Origin of the sequence: Streptomyces solicavernae, from assembly GCF_029968095.1 — a bacterium.
Taxonomy (GTDB): domain Bacteria; phylum Actinomycetota; class Actinomycetes; order Streptomycetales; family Streptomycetaceae; genus Streptomyces; species Streptomyces solicavernae.
Window position 1 is genome coordinate 149491 of sequence record NZ_JASCIR010000002.1, and the last position, 16987, is coordinate 166477.

At 72.4% G+C, this 16987-nt stretch carries 14 protein-coding genes; 6 read left to right on the forward strand and 8 right to left on the reverse strand.

Annotation, left to right across the window (positions count from 1 at the left end):
• Window positions 1–69: 69 nt before the first annotated feature.
• The 6 genes from QIS99_RS03175 (at window position 70) to QIS99_RS03200 (ending at window position 6842) form a co-directional block, all read left to right on the forward strand.
• Window positions 70–963 carry a sigma-70 family RNA polymerase sigma factor gene (locus QIS99_RS03175; protein WP_282510153.1) on the forward strand — a complete coding sequence of 298 codons (894 nt, stop codon included), beginning with the start codon at window positions 70–72 and terminating at the stop codon, window positions 961–963.
• Between the two features lie 54 nt (window positions 964–1017).
• Window positions 1018–2289 (forward strand): NAD(P)/FAD-dependent oxidoreductase, encoded by a 1272-nt coding sequence (locus QIS99_RS03180; RefSeq protein ID WP_282510155.1) that lies wholly within the window; start codon window positions 1018–1020, stop codon window positions 2287–2289.
• 92 nt (window positions 2290–2381) lie between these two features.
• Entirely contained in the window at window positions 2382–3092 is a 711-nt protein-coding gene (locus QIS99_RS03185; RefSeq protein WP_282510158.1) for an SDR family NAD(P)-dependent oxidoreductase, read from the forward strand.
• A complete protein-coding gene (locus QIS99_RS03190; protein WP_282510160.1) occupies window positions 3089–4399 on the forward strand; it encodes a lycopene cyclase family protein in 1311 nt (436 codons plus the stop codon). Before QIS99_RS03185 ends, QIS99_RS03190 begins: the two co-directional genes overlap by 4 nt.
• Window positions 4399–5238 (forward strand): class I SAM-dependent methyltransferase, encoded by an 840-nt coding sequence (locus QIS99_RS03195; RefSeq protein ID WP_282510162.1) that lies wholly within the window; start codon window positions 4399–4401, stop codon window positions 5236–5238. The genes QIS99_RS03190 and QIS99_RS03195 overlap by 1 nt, the downstream gene beginning before the upstream one ends.
• Window positions 5235–6842, forward strand: coding sequence for an FAD-dependent oxidoreductase (locus QIS99_RS03200; protein ID WP_282510164.1), 1608 nt, complete (start codon window positions 5235–5237; stop codon window positions 6840–6842). The genes QIS99_RS03195 and QIS99_RS03200 overlap by 4 nt, the downstream gene beginning before the upstream one ends.
• A gap of 9 nt (window positions 6843–6851) precedes the next feature.
• Here the strand turns inward: QIS99_RS03200 and QIS99_RS03205 are convergent, their stop codons facing one another.
• The 8 genes from QIS99_RS03205 to QIS99_RS03240 all read right to left on the reverse strand — a co-directional run bounded on the left by QIS99_RS03205 (window position 6852) and on the right by QIS99_RS03240 (window position 16987).
• On the reverse strand, window positions 6852–7859 hold the full coding sequence (locus tag QIS99_RS03205) for a DUF5914 domain-containing protein (protein ID WP_282510166.1): 1008 nt from the start codon (window positions 7857–7859) through the stop codon (window positions 6852–6854).
• Window positions 7852–8856 carry a phytoene/squalene synthase family protein gene (locus QIS99_RS03210; protein ID WP_282510168.1) on the reverse strand — a complete coding sequence of 335 codons (1005 nt, stop codon included), beginning with the start codon at window positions 8854–8856 and terminating at the stop codon, window positions 7852–7854. The genes QIS99_RS03205 and QIS99_RS03210 overlap by 8 nt, the downstream gene beginning before the upstream one ends.
• Window positions 8843–10414, reverse strand: coding sequence for a phytoene desaturase family protein (crtI, locus tag QIS99_RS03215; RefSeq protein WP_282510170.1), 1572 nt, complete (start codon window positions 10412–10414; stop codon window positions 8843–8845). The genes QIS99_RS03210 and crtI overlap by 14 nt, the downstream gene beginning before the upstream one ends.
• Entirely contained in the window at window positions 10411–11565 is a 1155-nt protein-coding gene (locus QIS99_RS03220; protein ID WP_282510172.1) for a polyprenyl synthetase family protein, read from the reverse strand. The genes crtI and QIS99_RS03220 overlap by 4 nt, the downstream gene beginning before the upstream one ends.
• Before the next feature lie 136 nt (window positions 11566–11701).
• The gene (locus QIS99_RS03225) at window positions 11702–13198 is read right to left on the reverse strand and encodes a cryptochrome/photolyase family protein (protein ID WP_282510174.1); all 1497 of its coding nucleotides are present in this window, start codon (window positions 13196–13198) and stop codon (window positions 11702–11704) included.
• Window positions 13199–13209: 11 nt separating this feature from the next.
• Window positions 13210–14583, reverse strand: coding sequence for a cryptochrome/photolyase family protein (locus QIS99_RS03230; protein WP_282510176.1), 1374 nt, complete (start codon window positions 14581–14583; stop codon window positions 13210–13212).
• 40 nt (window positions 14584–14623) lie between these two features.
• Window positions 14624–16231 carry an SDR family oxidoreductase gene (locus tag QIS99_RS03235; RefSeq protein ID WP_282510178.1) on the reverse strand — a complete coding sequence of 536 codons (1608 nt, stop codon included), beginning with the start codon at window positions 16229–16231 and terminating at the stop codon, window positions 14624–14626.
• A 192-nt stretch (window positions 16232–16423) separates the two neighbouring features.
• Window positions 16424–16987: a hypothetical protein gene (locus tag QIS99_RS03240; protein WP_282510180.1), complete on the reverse strand. Its 564-nt coding sequence runs from the start codon at window positions 16985–16987 to the stop codon at window positions 16424–16426.

Here is a 16987-nt window from a genome sequence, read left to right on the forward strand (position 1 = left end):
ACGAGCACCCGGAGAGTTCGGGCTCAGGGCACCGTTCCCCGTCCGCGGCCCGCTGAGGAGCGGATGCTCATGCTCACCGACCGATCTGCCCGGCCGGGACGGCCCGTGACCCGCTGGCCCTCCCGTCGGCGCCTGCACGACGACGCCCCGGATACCCGTCAGGCCTTCGCCCGTATCCACGGCCTCGGGCCGGGGCGGGAGTGCGACGCGCTGTGCGAGGAGCTGTTCGAGGCATGGCTGCCGATGGCTCACCGCATCGCCGGCCGGTACCACGGCAAGGGCGAGGCGCTGGAGGACCTCCAGCAGATCGCCGCTCTCGGCCTGCTCAAGGCCATCAGGGGCTACGACCCGCGTCGCGGCCCCTTCGAGCCGTACGCCGTGCCCACCATCAGCGGAGAGATCCGCCGCCACTTCCGCGACCACACCTGGGACCTGCACGTGCCCCGCCGCGTCCAGGACCTGCGCAACACGGTCCGTATCGCGTACCGCGACATGTCCCAGCGGCCCGGCAGCCCGGAGCCCACCGTCCCGCAGCTGGCCCGGCACACCGGCCTCTCCGAGCAGGACGTGCAGGCGGGGCAGCAGGCGCTGAGCAGCTACAGCGCGCTGTCCCTCGACGCCGAGCCCGAGCATGTGGACGGTATTTCCCTGGCCGACACTCTGGGCACGACCGACCCCTCGTACGACCTCATCGTGGACCGGCTCGCGGCCGGATCCAGCATCCGGCACCTGCCGGACCGCGAACGGACCATCCTCTACCTGCGGTTCTTCGAGGGCCAGACGCAGAGCCGCATCGCCGAACAGATCGGCGTCTCCCAGATGCAGGTGTGCCGGATCCTCGCGCAGACCTGCACCCGCGTACGTGAGGAAGTGGCCGCCGGCGGAGACGAGCACCGGCGCGTGCTCAACCCCACTGAGCCGGCAGCGGGACGCCGGCCACGGGGGAGGGCCTGCCCGCAGTGATCTCCACGGTGCGCGAGCCACGCAGCTCAGGTGGTTCGCCAACGAAGGAGTGGGATGACCGTTCAGCAACACGCAGCTCCGGACATCATCGTCGTCGGGGCCGGTCTCGCCGGGCTCGCCTGCGCTCGGGATCTGTGCCGTGCTGGGAGGCGGGTGGCTCTCTTGGAGGCGTCCGACGGTGTCGGCGGCCGGATGCGTACGGACCGACGGGACGGGTTCTTGCTGGACCGCGGGTTCCAGGTGTTCAACACGTCGTACCCGCAGGTGAAGCGGCGTCTGGAGTTGCCGGGCCTGCGACTGCGTCCGTTCACTCCGGGGTTCGTCGCCTCTACTTCGACGGGGCCGGTCCGGTTCGTGGATCCGACGAGGCGGCCGGCGGCAGCCGCACCTCTGCTCTCGCAACTGCTCTCGCAACTGCTCTCGCAACGGACGGTGCCTCCCCGCGACTTGATCGCCCTCGCGGCGCTCACCGCGCGGGACACACTCCTTCCCGCCCGCGCTCTGAAGCGAGGCCCCGAGCGCACCACCTCGGCCGAGCTGGCCCGGGCAGGAGTGTCGGACACCGTGGTCGCCGAGATCCTGCGGCCGTTTCTGTCCGGTGTGTTTCTGGAAGACCGGCTGGACACCTCTGCGCGCTTCTTCCATCTGGTCTGGCGCAGCATGATCCGGGGAACGCTCTGCCTGCCCGCCGAGGGCATCGGTGCCGTACCCGCACAGCTCGCCGACGGGCTGCCCGACGGCGTCCTGCGGCTGGAGAGGGCCGTGGCCGGGATCTCGGCGACAGGCGTGCTCCTTGCCGATGGCACAGAGCTGCCTGCCACGGCCGTCGTGGTGGCAACGGACGCCACCTCCGCGGCCCGCCTGCTGCCCGGCCTGCAAGTCCCGGCCGGCCGCACCGTCACGACCTACTACCACGCCGCTCCAACGACACCGATGCCGGAACCCACCCTGATGGTGGACGGCACGGGAGCCGTACTGAACACCTGTGTCCTCAGCGAGGTCGCCCCCACCTACGCACCACGAGGCACCTCGCTGATCTCCAGCTCAGTGCTGGGCGAGGACGCGCCGGACACGGCGCGCAAGGTGCTGCGGCGCCTGGGCGAGCTGTACGGCACCGACACGAGCGGCTGGCGGCAGATCGCTTCCTGCACGGTTGCGGAAGCGCTGCCCGCGATGCCGCCGCCGCTGCCGCTGAGCCGCACGAGCCGTTTCGCTCCGGGCCGGTACGTGTGCGGGGACCATCGCGCGACCGGGTCGGTGCAGGGTGCGCTGGCGTCGGGTACGCGCGCCGCCCGCGAGGTGCTGCAAGACTTGGCAGGCGCCTGAGGGTTCTCCGCCGTGCCCCGCTGCATCCGTTGGCACACCATCAGCTGAAGTGAGACTGCGGGCATGGCAAGTTGGCGATCGCGGGGTGAGACATGGACATGCGTGGTGCGCGGGTGCTGGTGGCCGGTGCGACCGGCGTTCTGGGCGGTGCGATCACGGCTGAGCTGGTCGGCCGGGGCGCGCGCCCCGCGCTGGCCGGACGCGACCCGGCGCGTCTGGCAGCTGCTGCAAGGAGCCACGGTTCGGTGCCGACCGTGCTGTTCGACGCGTACGACCCCGCGTCCTGCGCGCGTGCCGTGCACACGGTAGTGGCCGAACTCGGCGGTCTGGACGCCGTCGTGACCGTGTTCGGATCGGTGGGCTTCGGCAGCGTGGACGAGGTCGGCGACGAGGTGGCCGAACACCTGATGGCGGTCAACTTCCTGGCGCCTGCGGCGTTCTTCCGCGCCGCGCTGGGCGTCATGCGTCCCGGATCGCTGATCGCCGCCGTCACCGGGGTCGTGGCGGAGCGCCCGCAACCGGGGATGGCCGACTACAGCGCCTCCAAGGCAGCCCTCAGTGCCTGGCTCGGTGCGGTACGGCGTGAGGCACGGACCGCAGGCGTCCGGGTCCTCGACATCCGGCCGGGGCACATGGACACCGGCTTCGCCGACCGGCCTGTCGTGGGTGCTGCCCCGCCGCTGCCTGCGGGCGCCGACGTGGACAAGGTGGTCGCAGCCGTCGTGGACGCCATGGCCTCGGACGCCGAACTCCTGCGCACGTCGGCGGACGGAACCCCGGTGACCGAGCGGCGGGCCCGATGACGCGGCCGACGTCCGAGCAGCACCCCGGCGCCAGCAACGGCAGCAACGGCAGCAACGGCAGCAACGGCAGCAACAGCAGCAACGCCAGCAACGTCAGGAACGTCAGGTCCGACGTGGTCATCGTGGGCGGTGGCGCGGCCGGACTCAGTCTGGCGCACCGGCTGATGGCGGACGGCTCCGCCACCGTGACGGTCGTGGAGGCCCCGGACGGGCCGCTGCGTCCGCCGGAGCGGACCTGGTGCTTCTGGGAAGCGGGCGCAGGCGACTTCGAGGAAGCGGTGAGCGCCTCGTGGTCCCGCCTGCGCGTGCACGCCGCCGACGGCAGCCCCGTGAGCGTCACCCCGTCACCGTTCCGCTACCGCATGCTGCGGTCCGGGCCGTTCGAGCGGCTGGTGCACGCCCGCCTTGCCCGGTCCCCCGGTGCGCAGGTGGTGCGGGCGACCGCGGATGCGGTACGTGACGTGGGCGACGGCGCCGAGGTCGACTGCACCCTGCCCGACGGCGGGGCCCTGACGCTGTGGGCTCGCCTGGTGTTCGACTCCCGGCCCGTGCCCGTACTGCCGTCGGCCCGGACGCAGTTGCTGCAGCACTTCCGCGGCTGGTTCGTCCGCACGGACACGGAACACTTCGATCCGGCGGTCGCGGACCTGATGGACTTCCGGGTGCCGCAGCCCCGTCACGGGCTCGCCTTCGGTTACGTACTGCCGTTGGCTCCGGACCGGGCGCTGGTGGAGTACACCCAGTTCTCCCGCGCTCCGCTGAGCACGCGTGCGTACGAAGCGGCCCTGGGCCAGTACACCCGCGACGTCCTGGGGATCGGTGCCCGGACCGTGGAAGCGGTGGAGCAGGGCGTCATCCCGATGACCGACGGGCGCTTCCCCCGCCGGGTCGGGGCTTCCGTCTTCCGGATCGGGGCCGCGGGCGGTGCCACCCGGCCGGCGACGGGCTACACGTTCGCGGCCGTGCAGCGGCAGAGCCGCGCCATCGCCGACGGCGTCCGCCGCGGGCGGGCGGCCGTGCCCCCTGCTCATGGCCGGCGGGCGCTTGCCCTCGACGCGGTGCTGCTGCGCGCGCTGGACACCGGGCGGATCGACGGTCCCGCGTTCTTCACCGACTTGTTCCGGCACACCCCGCCCGAGCGCCTGCTGCGCTTCCTCGACGGTGCCACCACACCGTGGGAGGAGTGGGGCATCGGACTGCGCTGTCCCGTGCGGCCCATGCTGCGCACCGCTGTTGAACTCCCCTTCCTGCGCGGCCGCCTGCGGGCCGCGCCTGCCGCCGTTCCCGCCTGCGAGGAGAGCCGCTGATGGCCCTGCTGCACGACCACGACCTTGCCCACGCCTTCGACGACGCAGCCCGCACGTACGACCTCCTCACCGCGCTGAACCCCGGCTACCAGACCGATCTGCGCCGCTCGGCGCGCCGGCTCCGGCTGCCCGACGAGGGGGCGGGACAGCACGTACTCGATCTCGGCTGTGGCACCGGGGCCTCCACGCGCGCGCTGTTGCGGGCCGCGCCCCATGCCCGGATCACCGCTGTCGATGCCTCGTCCGGGATGCTGCGGCGCGCACGGGCCAAGCCGTGGCCCGCGCGTGTGCGCTTCGTGCACCAGGCCGCCGAGCACCTGCAGACGATGCGGGAAGGGCCGTTCGACGCGGTCTTCGCCGCCTATCTGTTCCGCAACGTCACGTTTCCGGACAGCGTCCTCGCGTCCGTCCGCAGCCGGCTGCGACCGGGAGGGCGGCTCGTCGTGCACGAGTACAGCCTCAGCGGCTCGGTGGTCCACCGCGCCCTGTGGACCGCCGTGTGCCAGGGCGTGATCATCCCCGTGGGCACCCTCAGCGGTGACCGTGCGCTGTACCGCCACCTGTGGCAGAGCGTGCTCGACTTCGACACCGCGCCGGCCTTCGCGGACCGGCTGTCGCGGGCCGGATTCACCGGGGTGCGCACCGCCCCTGTCGCAGGCTGGCAGACGGGGATCGTGCACACGTTCCTGGCCCGGAACGACTCCGCCGCGACGACGGAGCAGACGGAGCAGATGGATCAGACGGATCAGACGGATCAGATGGATCGGACGGGTCAGATGGGTCGGACGGGTCAGATGGGTCAGATGGATCAAACGGATCAGACCGAGCGGCCCGCATGAGTGCCCCGCCCCGCGCGGCCCGGCGCGGCCGGGACCGCAAGGCCGAAGTGCTGATGCCCGGGCCCGGCCGGGACCGGTTCGCTCCGGGGGACGCACCCCGCGTCGCGGTGATCGGCGGCGGAATCGCCGGTCTGTCCGCCGCCGTCCTGCTGGCGGAACGCGGTGCTCACGTGACGCTGTACGAAGGAGGAGAGTCGCTCGGCGGCCGACTGGCCGGATGGCGCACCCGTCTGGCCGACGGCTCCACGGCGACCATGAGCCGCGGCTTCCACGCCTTCTTCCGGCAGTACTACAACCTGCGGGGCCTGCTGCGGCGCACCGACCCCGGACTCACGCGGCTCACTCCCCTGCCCGACTATCCCCTCCGCCACAGCGGCGGGCTCACCGACAGCTTCGCCCGTGTCCCGCGGACACCGCCCCTGAGCGCCCTCGGGTTCGTCGCTCTGAGCCCCACGTTCGGGTGGTGGGATCTCGCCGCGATGAACCCCCGGGCGGCCCTGCCGCTCCTCGACGTGCGCGTGCCGCAGGTCTACGAACGCTTCGACTCCGTCAGCGCGACCGCGTTCCTGGAACAGGTCCGGTTCCCCGAAGCGGCCCACCACTTGGCGTTCGAGGTGTTCTCGCGCAGCTTCTTCGCCGACCCGCGCGAACTGTCGGCGGCCGAACTGCTGTTGATGTTCCACATCTACTTCCTCGGTTCCGCCGAGGGGCTGCTCTTCGACGTCCCGGACGCGCCCTTTCCGCAAGCGCTCTGGGAGCCGCTCGGCGACTACCTTCAGCGCCTCGGAGCGGACATCCGCACCGGCACGCCTGTGCACCGGGTGCAGCGGCGCGAAGGCGAGCGGGCCGAGGTGCACACCGAGACCTCGGCGGAGGGTCACGACGCGGTCGTCCTCGCCCTCGACGCGGGCGGGCTGCGCGAGGTGGTGGCCGCATCGCCGGAACTCGGCACCCCTTCCTGGCGCGAGGACGTCGCCGCCCTCCGTACCGCCCCGCCGTTCCTCGTCTCCAGGCTCTGGCTCGACCGGCCGGTCCGCACCGACCGTGCCGCCTTCCTCGGCACCAGCGGGTTCGGCGGCCTGGACAACGTCAGCGTCCTGGACCGCTACGAGAACGAAGCCGCCCGATGGGCCGCGCGGACCGGCGGCTCCGTGGTCGAGCTGCATGCCTACGCCGTCGGTCCGGCGGCGGAACCCGGCGCCGTACAGGCCGGACTGGTCGAGCAGCTGCACGCGGTGTACCCGGAGACGCGTGCGGCCCGGATCGTGGACGCCCGGCACGAATGGCGTGCCGACTGCCCGCTCTTCCCCGTCGGGTCCTATCACCGCCGTCCTGCCGTGCAGAGCCCCCACGCCTGGCTGACGCTGGCCGGGGACTCGGTGCGCTGCGGGCTTCCGGTGGCCCTGATGGAACGCGCCGCCACCACCGGCTTCCTGGCGGCCAACGCCTTGCTCGCCCGTTGGAACGTACGGGGGCAGGTGCTGTGGACGGTGCCGCGCGCGGGTCGCTCGCCCACGCTGCGGGCACTCGGGGCACTCGGGGCACTCGGGGCACTCGGGGCGCTCGGGGCGCTCGGGGCGCTCGGGGCGCTCGCGGAGCGCTGATCTCCCGGCTCACTCAGGGAAGCGCCCGTTGCTGCGCAGGGTCCAGCGCCGCTCGGCGTACGCGAGGTCGTCGCGCCAGAGGCGGCCCGCCGTACGGCGCACGAGCGGGCGCAGTGCGGGGGCGGCGGCCCGTGCCAGCGCGAAGCCCCGGCGGTCCGAGGCGGCGACGACCGCCTCGACCACCGCGGTCCGGGGCCGCCCGGAACCCTCGGCGGTGAGCGGCGTGGCATGGGTCTCCACCACCGAAGAGGCGCCCTCGCCCTCGCTGATGCGCATCAGGACCGTACGCGGACCGGGTGCGGTGAACTCCGCCCGCACCGGCACCACCAGACGCCCCGCCACCCGGAAGGAGACGTCGACGACGAAGGCGTCGTCACCGTCGCCGCTCGGCGTTCGCGCCACCGTCAGGTCCACGAACGAATACGGGTGGAGCCACGAACCGTGCCACGGGTCGAGGCGGTTGGCGACGACGTCCGGTGGTTCGCACGCTCCGACCGCGGTGAACACGGCGTCCAGAGCCTGCCCCGGTGCGGGGCGGGCCGGTACCGACGGGCGCTCGGTGGGTTTCTCACCTCCGACCTCGTCCAGGCGTACCCACAGCAGCACTCCGTCGTCGTGGACCGGGAAGGGCTCCCAGCCCGCGAACGGGGCGCCGTCCAGGGCCAGTCCGTGCCAGTGGCAGACCAGCGTGCCGCAGACCACGCGGCTGTCCCGCAGCGGAGCCCCCAGGTGAGGGCAGGCACCCGGACCCGCGTGCAATGCGCCGGTGTCCGAGCGCCACAGCACGATCTCGACGCCGCCCACCGTCCGGCCGCACGGCCCGGCACCGGCTCGCACGTCCCTGGAAGCGCCGACGACGAACCAGTTGCCGGAGGGGCGCGCCGAGGCCCGCTTGAGTGCTTCGGCGATCAGGGCGGGGCGCGCGGCCTGCCAGGTCGGTGTCTGTGCCGCCCACCCCGGACCGCTGCGGCGGCGCAACGGCGGTGTCCAGCGGGCCCTGCTCCGACGGTCAGTCACTGCTCTGTCCCTTCCACTGAAGTACCGACCCGCCCGGCGTGGCCGGTGCCCCGGGGGCCGACAGGCGGGCGCGGCACCGCGCCCCGACGATGCGCAGGGCTCCTGCCGCGGCCGTTGCCGTCCTGCGTCTGCGGGACACCACCGCTCGGCGGTGCAGCACGGTGTAGTCCTGGTCGCAGATCGCGTCGAGGATGCCGCCGTACAGGGTGAACGCGGTGCGGATGCAGGGGCGCACCCGCGGGTCGAGCATCGCGATGCCCGGTTCCGCGTCCCGGTAGACGTCCCGCGTGAGGGCGTCGGCCGCGACCAGTGCGGCGCGGATCCGCCCGTCGTGGCGGCCGGTGCGGCGGCTCCACTCAAGGAGGGGCCGGTCGACGCCATGAGCGGCGAGCAGGTCCGCCGGCAGGTAGACGCGGCCCCGGTCGAGGTCCTCGCCCACGTCCCGCAGGAAGTTGGTCAGCTGGAACGCCACTCCGAGCGCCTCCGCGTGCGGCGCCGCCTCCTCGCGGGGCACGGTCGTGCCCAGGACCGGCAGCATCTGCAAACCGATCACGGCGGCCGAACCGTGCATGTACGCCCGCAGGTCGGCGTAGGTGGGGTAGTCCGTGACGCTCAGGTCGCTGCGCATGGAGGCCAGGAAGTCCGCGAACAGCGTGGGATCGATGGCGTACCGGGCGGCCGTGTCGGCGACCGCGCGGACCACGGGATCGTCGCCATCGCCCGTCCGTAGGCCTTGGGCCAGGTCGTCCTCCAGGCGTTGCAGCAGCCGGTCCCGCTCGGGGGGTGTCAGACGCCGGTCGCTGTCGTCGACGATGTCGTCCGCCCAGCGCGCGAAGCCGTACAACGCGTGCACCGCGGAGCGGCGCGCCACCGGCAGGAGTCGGGTGGCGAGGAAGTAGGTCCTGCCGTGGCGGGCGTTGAGCTGCCGGCAATGGGTGTACGCGGCGCGCAAGGAGGGATCGACGATCCCGGCGGCGTCCAGTTCACGACGGGTCATCGGTTCCTCTCGCAGTGGTGACGGACGCGGCTCCGCCGACGGCCGGCGACATCGGCCTGCTCGGTCCTGCCCGGCGGTCGTTGCCGGTGACACGCGCCGCGGCGAGCTTGCCGCTGATGAGTACGGTCGGTACGCCGACGCCGGGAGTGGTCCCGCAGCCGGCGAGCACGACGTTGTCGAGGCCGCCGACCAGATTGCGGGGCCGGAACGGACCGGTCTGGGCGAACGTGTGGGAGACCGAGAAGGGGCTGCCCGCCGCGTGCCCCTGCGCCGCCCAGTCCAGCGGGGTGACCAGCAACTCCTCCTGGACGCTGTCCTGGAAGCCGTCCAGGCCCCGGCGCTCCAAGGCGGTGGACAGGCTGTCCCGATAGCGCGGTCCGAGTTCGTGCCACGTGGCGGCAGGGGGCCCGACGACGGTGTTCGGGCAGGGGGCCAGAACGTAGTGCAGGTGCCTTCCCGGCGGCGCGAGGGTGGGGTCGTGCGTCGTGGGCCGGGTGATGAGCAGGGACGGGTCGCTCATCAGCTTCCCGGTACGGGTCAACTCGTCGAAGGTCTTTTCCCAGGCCGCGCCGAAGGAGAGCGTGTGGTGGGCGAGGCCGGGCCAGGTGCGGTCGGTCCCGGCATGGAGGATCACCGCCGACGGCGAGTGGCGCAGCCGTACGGGACGCCGCGGGGACCGGCCCAACAGCCGGTAGGCGGAGGGAAGTTCGCAGGACAGTACGACCGCGTCGCAAGGAATCCGCTCTCCCGTGGCCAGCCGCACGGCACGCACCCGGCCGGCCGATCGTTCCAGTGCGGTGACCTCGGCAGACCATCGGAAGTCGGCGCCTGCCTCATCGGCCGCGTCGGCCATGGCACGTGGCAGAGCGTGCATGCCGCCCTTGGGGAACCAGACACCGGCCACGGTGTCCATGTAGGCGATCACGGCATACGCCGCGAGTGCCTGTGCCGGGGCGACTCCGGCGTACAGGGCCTGGAAGGTGAAGATCCGGCGCAGCCGTGGGTCGGACAGGAAGCGGCCGATGCGCCGGTCGAGACGCCCGAAACCGCCGAGCGCCGCAAGGCGTGCCAGGTCAGGGTGAAGCAGCTGGAACGGCGAGTCGAAGTTGGTGTCGATGAAGCGCCGCATCTGCGCTTGGTGGAGGAGCTGGAGCCACTTCCGCAGCCTGCGGTACCCCGCGGCCTGGTCCGCTCCGGCGAAGCGTCGGACCTCCGCCTCCATCGCCTCACCGTCGGTGTGCACGTCCAGCGCACTGCCGTCGGCGAAGCCCGCACGGTAGGCGGGGTGCAGCGGCACCAGTTCCACTCGGGCGTGCAGGCTGTCCCCGACGGCGGCGAACGCTTCGTCGGCGAGGTGCGGCATGGTCAGGACCGTCGGCCCGGTGTCCACCTGGTAGCCGCCGAGGTCGACCCGACCGGCGCGGCCGCCGGGCCCCGCGTCCCGTTCGACGACCGTGACCCGGCGGCCGGCGCCGAGCAGGTGGAGGGCGCAGGCGAGACCGGAGAGCCCGGCTCCGACGACGACCACGTGGTCGGTGCGGCCCGGTACGGCTTTCATCGGCCCTCCCCGCGCTGCTGCGGGGCGGGGAGGCCCGCGGCGCGTGCGACCAAGGCGGCGAACTCGCGTCGTGCCTCAGGACTCGCGCCGCACTCGGCGAAATGCAGCAGACTCCTCGCCGCCAGTTCCTCGATTTTCCCCTCGACCAGGGCGCGCGCCCCGGTGCGTTCAAGTGCGAGGCGCATACGTTCCACGGTGGCGTCGGAGCGATGCTCCGCACCCGGTGCGAGCACGTCCACGGCGTCGGCGTCCCCGGAGGCCTCGGCGAGGGTGAGCGCCACGGCGACGAGGTACGTGAGCTTGCGCGTGCGCAGGTCGTCATCGGCCGGTTTGCCGGTCAGGACCGGGTCGCCGAAGGCTCCGAGGAGGTCGTCGCGGAGCTGGAAGGCAAGACCGGCACACCGGCCCGCGGCGCGCAGCGCGTCCAGGGTGTGCGCGTCGGCGCCCGCCAGGGATGCGCCGAGGGCCAGCGGGCGCGCGACCGTGTAGAGGGCGCTCTTGAGCGTGGCGATGGCCTCCGCCTCGTCGAGGCCGGAGGCGCCGCTCGCCTGCGCGTGTATGTCGCGGTACTGGCCGGCGACCATCTCCCCGCGCATCCCCCGCCACTCGCTGAGCAGCCGTATGCCGTGCGGTGAGCTGAGCGCCGTCTCCGTCAGCAGGTCATCGGACCAGGCCAGCGCGAGGTCCCCGGCGAGGACCGCGGCGGACTCGGCGAACGACTCCGGCGAGCCGTTCATGCCGTCCGCCCGGTGCCGGCGCGCGAAGTCGACATGCATCGACGGACCGCCCCGGCGCAGGGACGATCCGTCCATCACGTCGTCGTGGATGAGCGCGCACGCCTGGAGGAGTTCGAGCGCGGCCCCGATGCGCAGGACGGGGGCGGCGTCGGCCGAGCCGCCCGCCGCCCGCCAGCCGCACCAGGCGAACGCGGTGCGCAGCCGCTTCCCGCCCCGCTGGACGAAGGCGGTCACGCGGCCCACGACGTCCCGGGCGTACACGGGGTCGATGTCGTGGGCCCGCCGAAGTCCCGCGTCGAGCACGTCGTCGAGAACCGCTTCCACGGCTTCCGTTACCCCGACGGCCGTGAGCGGGGCGTCGACAAGTTCGACAAGTCCGGCGTGTGGTGCCGTATCCGGCCGCGGTCCTGGCATTCCCAGCCTCTCCTCGCCCTCCGTCACGTGTGCACCCGTGCTTCCGCGGCAGTCCCGCGTACGGATGCGCTGATTCCTGCCCGGTACGCGGTGCCCTCGCGTCTCCGCTCACTCCAACGGCCGACCGGTCCCTGTCTCATGGCGGTGCGTCCCCTCGTTCGCGGTCCTCTCGGCGGACCTGCGCGAGGTCGGCGAGCCGGTCGAGCTGTCGCACCGGCCGGGCTGTGCGGTGGTTGTGGGCGAGGCGTTCGCGGTGCCGGTCGAAGAACGCCCAGTAGCCGGCGGTGTAGGGGCAGGCGTGCTCGCCGGTCCGCTCGGCAGGCCGGTACCGGCACGCTCCGCACAGGTCGCTCATGCGGTTCAGGTAGGCGCCGCCCGAGGTGTACGGCTTGGTGGTCATCCGCCCGCCGTCCGCGTACTGGGACATGCCCACGACGTTGGGGACCATGACCCAGTCGTATCCGTCCACGAAGCAGCGGTGGAACCAGTCGGTGACGGCGGCGGGGTCCCAGCCCCGCTGCAGCGCGTAGCTGCCGAGCACCATCAGCCGGGGAATGTGATGGGTCCAGCCGGTGTCCCTGACCTGGGCCAGCGCCGTGCGCAGGCAGTGCGCGCCGACCGAGTCCGCGTCGAGCTCGTTCCACCAGGCGGGCAGGGGAGCGGTGTGGAGCAGCGCGTTGGAGTGCCGGTAGGCGTCGCCGAAGTACCAGTACAGCTGCCACACGTACTCCCTCCAGCCCGCGATCTGCCGGACGAAGCCCTCCACGCTGTTCAGCGGCGCCTCGCCCGCCCGCCACGCCGTCTCGGCCCGCCCGACGCACTCGGCGGGGTCGAGCAGCCCGAGGTTGAGAGGGGCGGACAGCAGGCTGTGGCTCATCACCGGGTCGGCCGCGAGGATGGCGTCCTCGTACGGCCCGAAGGTGTCGAGCCGACGGCCGATGAAGCGTCGGAGTGCCCGGAGAGCCTCGGCGCGGGTCGCGGGGAAGAGGCGTGGCCCGTCGCGGCCGACGAAGGAGACCTCGCCGTCCCTCTCCCAGCGGTCGAGGTCGTGGCGGACCTCTGCGTCGATGTCGTCCTCCCGCGGCCGGTACGGGGCGGGAACCTGCAGGTCGGGGGCGTCCCGGGGCGGGGGCTCCCGGTTGTCGTGGTCGTAGTTCCAGCGGCCGCCCGCCGGGGCGTCCGCGTCCATCAGGAGGCCGTGCCGTCGGCGCATCCAGCGGTAGAAGTCCTCTTGCCGCAGCCGCTTGCCGCCGTGGCCGTCCGCCCAGGTCGTGAACTCGTCCACGGGCAGCAGAAATCCGCGCGCCGGGCCCACCGCGACGTGCGGGAGGGACCGTACGAGCTTCAGGGCGGCGTGGGATGTCGGGTGATGGACCGTCACCGGGGCTTTGTCTGCGGCCTGTTCCAGTCCTTCCCGGTACGTGTCGGCCCGTACGTACGTGATCCGGTCACCGAGTTCCGCCGCCCGGTGCCGCATCGCGGAGAGGATCAGGTGGGCCTTGGCGCGGTGGAACCTCCGGCGCCGGAACACCGACCGCGCCTCGATCATGAGCAGCGGGGTGTCGCGGCCGGGCCCGTCGTCCCCGGGGGTGAGGAAGTGGGGCCCGAGCTGGTCGCCGAAGAGCCAGTGCACGCGAGCACACCTCAGTCCCGGTCGCGGGCGCGCTGGAAACGGGCGAGGCCGTCAGCGAGATCGATGAGAGGGGCGGGATAGCCGAGCCCATCACGCTCGTCCTCAGGGAGTCTCCACGGCTCGTGCACCAGTCGCTCGTCCACATCCTTCAGCTCGGGCACCCAGCGGCGTACGTAGGCGCCGGTCGGGTCGTGGCGCAGGCCCTGGCGGACGGGGTTGAGGACGCGGTTGGGGCGGGTGTCGGTGCCGGTTCCGGCGACCCACTGCCAGTTGAGCTGGTTGTTGGCGATGTCGCCGTCGACGAGCAGGTGCAGGAAGTGCCGGGCGCCGATCCGCCAGTCCACGTACAGCGTCTTGGTGAGGAAACTCGCCGCGAGGAGGCGTCCTCGGTTGTGCATCCAGCCCTCGTGGCGCAGTTGACGCATCGCGGCATCGACGACGGGATAGCCGGTACGGCCCTCACGCCAGGCGGTGATGTCGTCGGCGGCGTCCTCCTCGGTCCGCCAACGGTCGTGCCGGTCACGGTAGTTCCGAACGGAGGCGTCCGGCCGCGCCGAAAGCACCTGATGGTGGAAGTCGCGCCAGCACACCTGGCGTACGAACGCCTCCGCACCGCCACCGCCGCGCGCGCGGGCCCGCTGGACGACCTCCACCGGTGACAGGGCGCCGAAGTGCAGATACGGCGAGAGCCGCGATGTCGCGTCGCCCGCCAGGTCGTCGTGGCCGTCTTCGTATCCGTCGAGCGACGACCGGGTCCAGCGGGAGAGCCGGGCGCGTCCCGCCGTCTCCCCTCCCGCGGGCAGACCCGGCGAGAGACCGGACAACCGGCCGCGGTCCGGCAGCCGTTCACCGCGCGCCGCTTCCGGGACGGACACGGCGCGCGGTGCCGGGCAGACCTCCCGCGGCTGCTCCTGCGACCAGCGGCGGAAGTAGGGCGTGAACACCGCGTAGTGGTCGTTTCCGGCCGGGGTCACGGCTCCGGGGGCGACGGCGGTGATCACGGAGTCGTGTACGTGCAGGGCGGTGCCGCCCGCGTCCAGGGCGTCCCGCAGGCGCTGCTCGCGCCGGTGGGCGTGTGCGGAGACGCCTGCGGCCATGTGCACCTCGGTCGCCCGGCACTCCGTGACGACCCGGCACACCACCTCGGCCACCGGTCCGCCACGCACGACGAGACGGCCGCCGCGTCTGCGCAGTGAGCCGTCGAGGTCGGTGAGGCAGTCGGCCAGAAAAGCGCTGCGGTTGGGCGCGTCGAAGCCCGCCGCGTGCACAGCGGGGTCGCGTACGAAGAGCGGCACCACCTCGTCGGCGGCGGCGAGGGCGGCCCGCAGCGGCGGGTGGTCGTGCAGGCGCAGGTCCGAGGTGAACAGGACGACCGCGACAGTCATGGGGCAACTCCCGTGAGGAGGTGGTGCGGTGCAGGTCGGGTCACCGGTGCTCCGTCCGCCCGGTGTGCTCCGTCTGCCCGGTGTGCTCCGTCCTCCCGGTGTGCGCGGGTCCGCCGGGACCGGAGCGGGACGTGTTCCGGTGTGCGCTCATGCCTTTGGCGGCGGCCTGCGTGATGTTGCGGGCCATGCCGCCGAACACGACCGCGTGGAACGGGAACACGGACCACCAGTACGCGTGACCCAGCAGGCCGCGCGGGTGGAACAGGGCGCGCTGCCGGTAGCGGGTGCGGCCCGTGTCGTCCACCTCGGCGTACATCTCCAGCCACGCCAGGCCGGGCAGCCGCATCTCCGCCCGGAGCCGCAGCAGATGTCCTGGCTCGATCTCCTCGACACGCCAGAAGTCCAGGGAGTCGCCGACCCGCAGCCGCTCGGCGTCCCTGCGGCCACGGCGCAGACCCACGCCTCCGACGAACCGGTCGAGCCAGCCCCGGACCGCCCACGCGAGCGGCAGCGAGTACCAGCCGTTGTCGCCGCCGATCCCCTCGATCACCTTCCACAGCACGTCCGTTGACACGTCGACGGGCAGGTGCCGTTCGTCCTCGTAGAGGCTGCCGCCCGCCCAGTCCGGGTCGGTGGGCAGCGGGTCGCTGGGCGCGCCCGGTACGGAGGCGGAGGACCAGCGGGTGGCGACCTGCGCCTCGCGCACCCGGCGCAGCGCCAGGGCCAGCGCCTCGTCGAACGGCAGCGGGCGGCCGGGCGGGTCGGGCACGTACCGCGCGATGTCGTGTTCGTGGCAGACGACCTCGTGCCGCAGTGACTCCGTCAGCGGCCGGGCGATGGACGCGGGCACCGGGGTGACGAGCCCGACCCAGTGGCTGGACAGCCCCGGGGTGAGCATCGGAACCGGCAGGATGAGCCGCTTCCGCAGCCGCGCCACATCCGCGTATCTGCGCATCATCTGGCGGTAGGTGAGGACGTCCGGGCCGCCGATGTCGAAGGCCCGGTCCACGTCCTGCGGCATCGTGGCGGAGCCGACCAGGTAGCGCAGGACATCACGTACGCCGATGGGCTGGGTACGGGTGTGCACCCAACTGGGCGTGACCATGACCGGCAGCCGCTCGGTCAGGTAGCGCAGCATCTCGAACGACGCCGACCCCGAGCCGATCACCACCGCGGCCCGCAGCACGGTGGCGGGCACCGGACCGTCCAGGAAGATCCGGCCGACCTCCGCGCGGGAACGCAGGTGCGGGGACAGCTCTGCCTCGGGCACGCCACGGGGTGTGAGACCGCCCAGGTAGACGATCCGCCGCACACCCGCGGCATGCGCCTGCTCGGCGAAGACCCGGGCCGCGCGGCGGTCGGTCTCCTCGAAGCCTGCGCCGGAGCCGAGCGCGTGCACCAGGTAGTACGCGACGTCCACACCCCTCATCGCCGCCGCCACGGAGTCCTCGTCCGTGACATCGCCCCGCACCACCTCGGCGTCCCCCGCCCACGGATGATCGCGGAGCTTGCCCGGAGAGCGGGCCAGACACCGCACCCGGTGACCGGCCTCCACCAGCTCGGGCACCAGACGGCCGCCGACGTACCCGGAGGCCCCGGTGACGAGACAACGCAGAGGGCCCTGGGCCGGCTGCCGGTCCGTTTCCATGATCGGTTCCTTCCGTTCCGCAGCCCGCCCCACCCGGCATGCGGCTGTCGGCAACTCTTCCGCCAAGGAGGCGCGGACGGATGCAGCGCTGAGAGCGCCGGTCTGGATGGATATTGTCTCGACGAGTGCCGGTGAGGTGGGAACCGACCGACGGCGTGGGCTCAGTTGGATTTGAACCCACGCCGTCAGATGTCACAGCCTCTGGGCCGTGGAGCCGGGGCCTCCCCGTCGTGGTCTGAAGGACTGCCACTCCACGAAGCCGCTTTCAGTCTCTACGGGAACCCACTGCCGAAGGCCCAGGATTGCCTCGTCGATCTTCTTCCACCAACCGATCGGGTTGGCAATTCTGAGCGCGCCAAGCGGAGTTGACTGGATTCGTTGCCATCGCCGTTCCTGCTCACTCACGGACACGACGACCCTCGACGGGGCAGGGGCAAGAAGAGGTGCGAGATCGAGGGAACAGGCCGGTCTCCTCGCGGGAACCAGGTAGACGAGCTCTGCGCCGTGTTCCGACGCTGCGGGTGAGGGGTGTGCGTTGGAGCGAGCGCCGTTGCAGCACAGGATCGTTCCTTTCGCCTCAAGGTCCCGGCGAACCTGCTGCAGGGCACGGAACAGGTCATCGCCTGCAGCTGAGAACGATGCGCCGTCGGGTGCCTCCGCCTGAACCTGCCAGGGCGGTTGGTCCGAGTACCGGACGGTCCAGATCTGTTCGCCACCGTGATTCAGTTTCGCCCTGACGCGTGTCTTCTTGTTCAT

Coding starts and splice junctions, on each gene's coding strand:
- QIS99_RS03175 (WP_282510153.1), top strand. CDS start 70: ATGCTCACCGACCGATCTGCCCGGCCGGGACGGCCCGTGACCCGCTGG.
- QIS99_RS03180 (WP_282510155.1), top strand. CDS start 1,018: ATGACCGTTCAGCAACACGCAGCTCCGGACATCATCGTCGTCGGGGCC.
- QIS99_RS03185 (WP_282510158.1), top strand. CDS start 2,382: ATGGACATGCGTGGTGCGCGGGTGCTGGTGGCCGGTGCGACCGGCGTT.
- QIS99_RS03190 (WP_282510160.1), top strand. CDS start 3,089: ATGACGCGGCCGACGTCCGAGCAGCACCCCGGCGCCAGCAACGGCAGC.
- QIS99_RS03195 (WP_282510162.1), top strand. CDS start 4,399: ATGGCCCTGCTGCACGACCACGACCTTGCCCACGCCTTCGACGACGCA.
- QIS99_RS03200 (WP_282510164.1), top strand. CDS start 5,235: ATGAGTGCCCCGCCCCGCGCGGCCCGGCGCGGCCGGGACCGCAAGGCC.
- QIS99_RS03210 (WP_282510168.1), bottom strand. CDS start 8,856: ATGACCCGTCGTGAACTGGACGCCGCCGGGATCGTCGATCCCTCCTTG.
- crtI (WP_282510170.1), bottom strand. CDS start 10,414: ATGAAAGCCGTACCGGGCCGCACCGACCACGTGGTCGTCGTCGGAGCC.
- QIS99_RS03220 (WP_282510172.1), bottom strand. CDS start 11,565: ATGCCAGGACCGCGGCCGGATACGGCACCACACGCCGGACTTGTCGAA.
- QIS99_RS03230 (WP_282510176.1), bottom strand. CDS start 14,583: ATGACTGTCGCGGTCGTCCTGTTCACCTCGGACCTGCGCCTGCACGAC.
- QIS99_RS03235 (WP_282510178.1), bottom strand. CDS start 16,231: ATGGAAACGGACCGGCAGCCGGCCCAGGGCCCTCTGCGTTGTCTCGTC.
- QIS99_RS03240 (WP_282510180.1), bottom strand. CDS start 16,987: ATGAACAAGAAGACACGCGTCAGGGCGAAACTGAATCACGGTGGCGAA.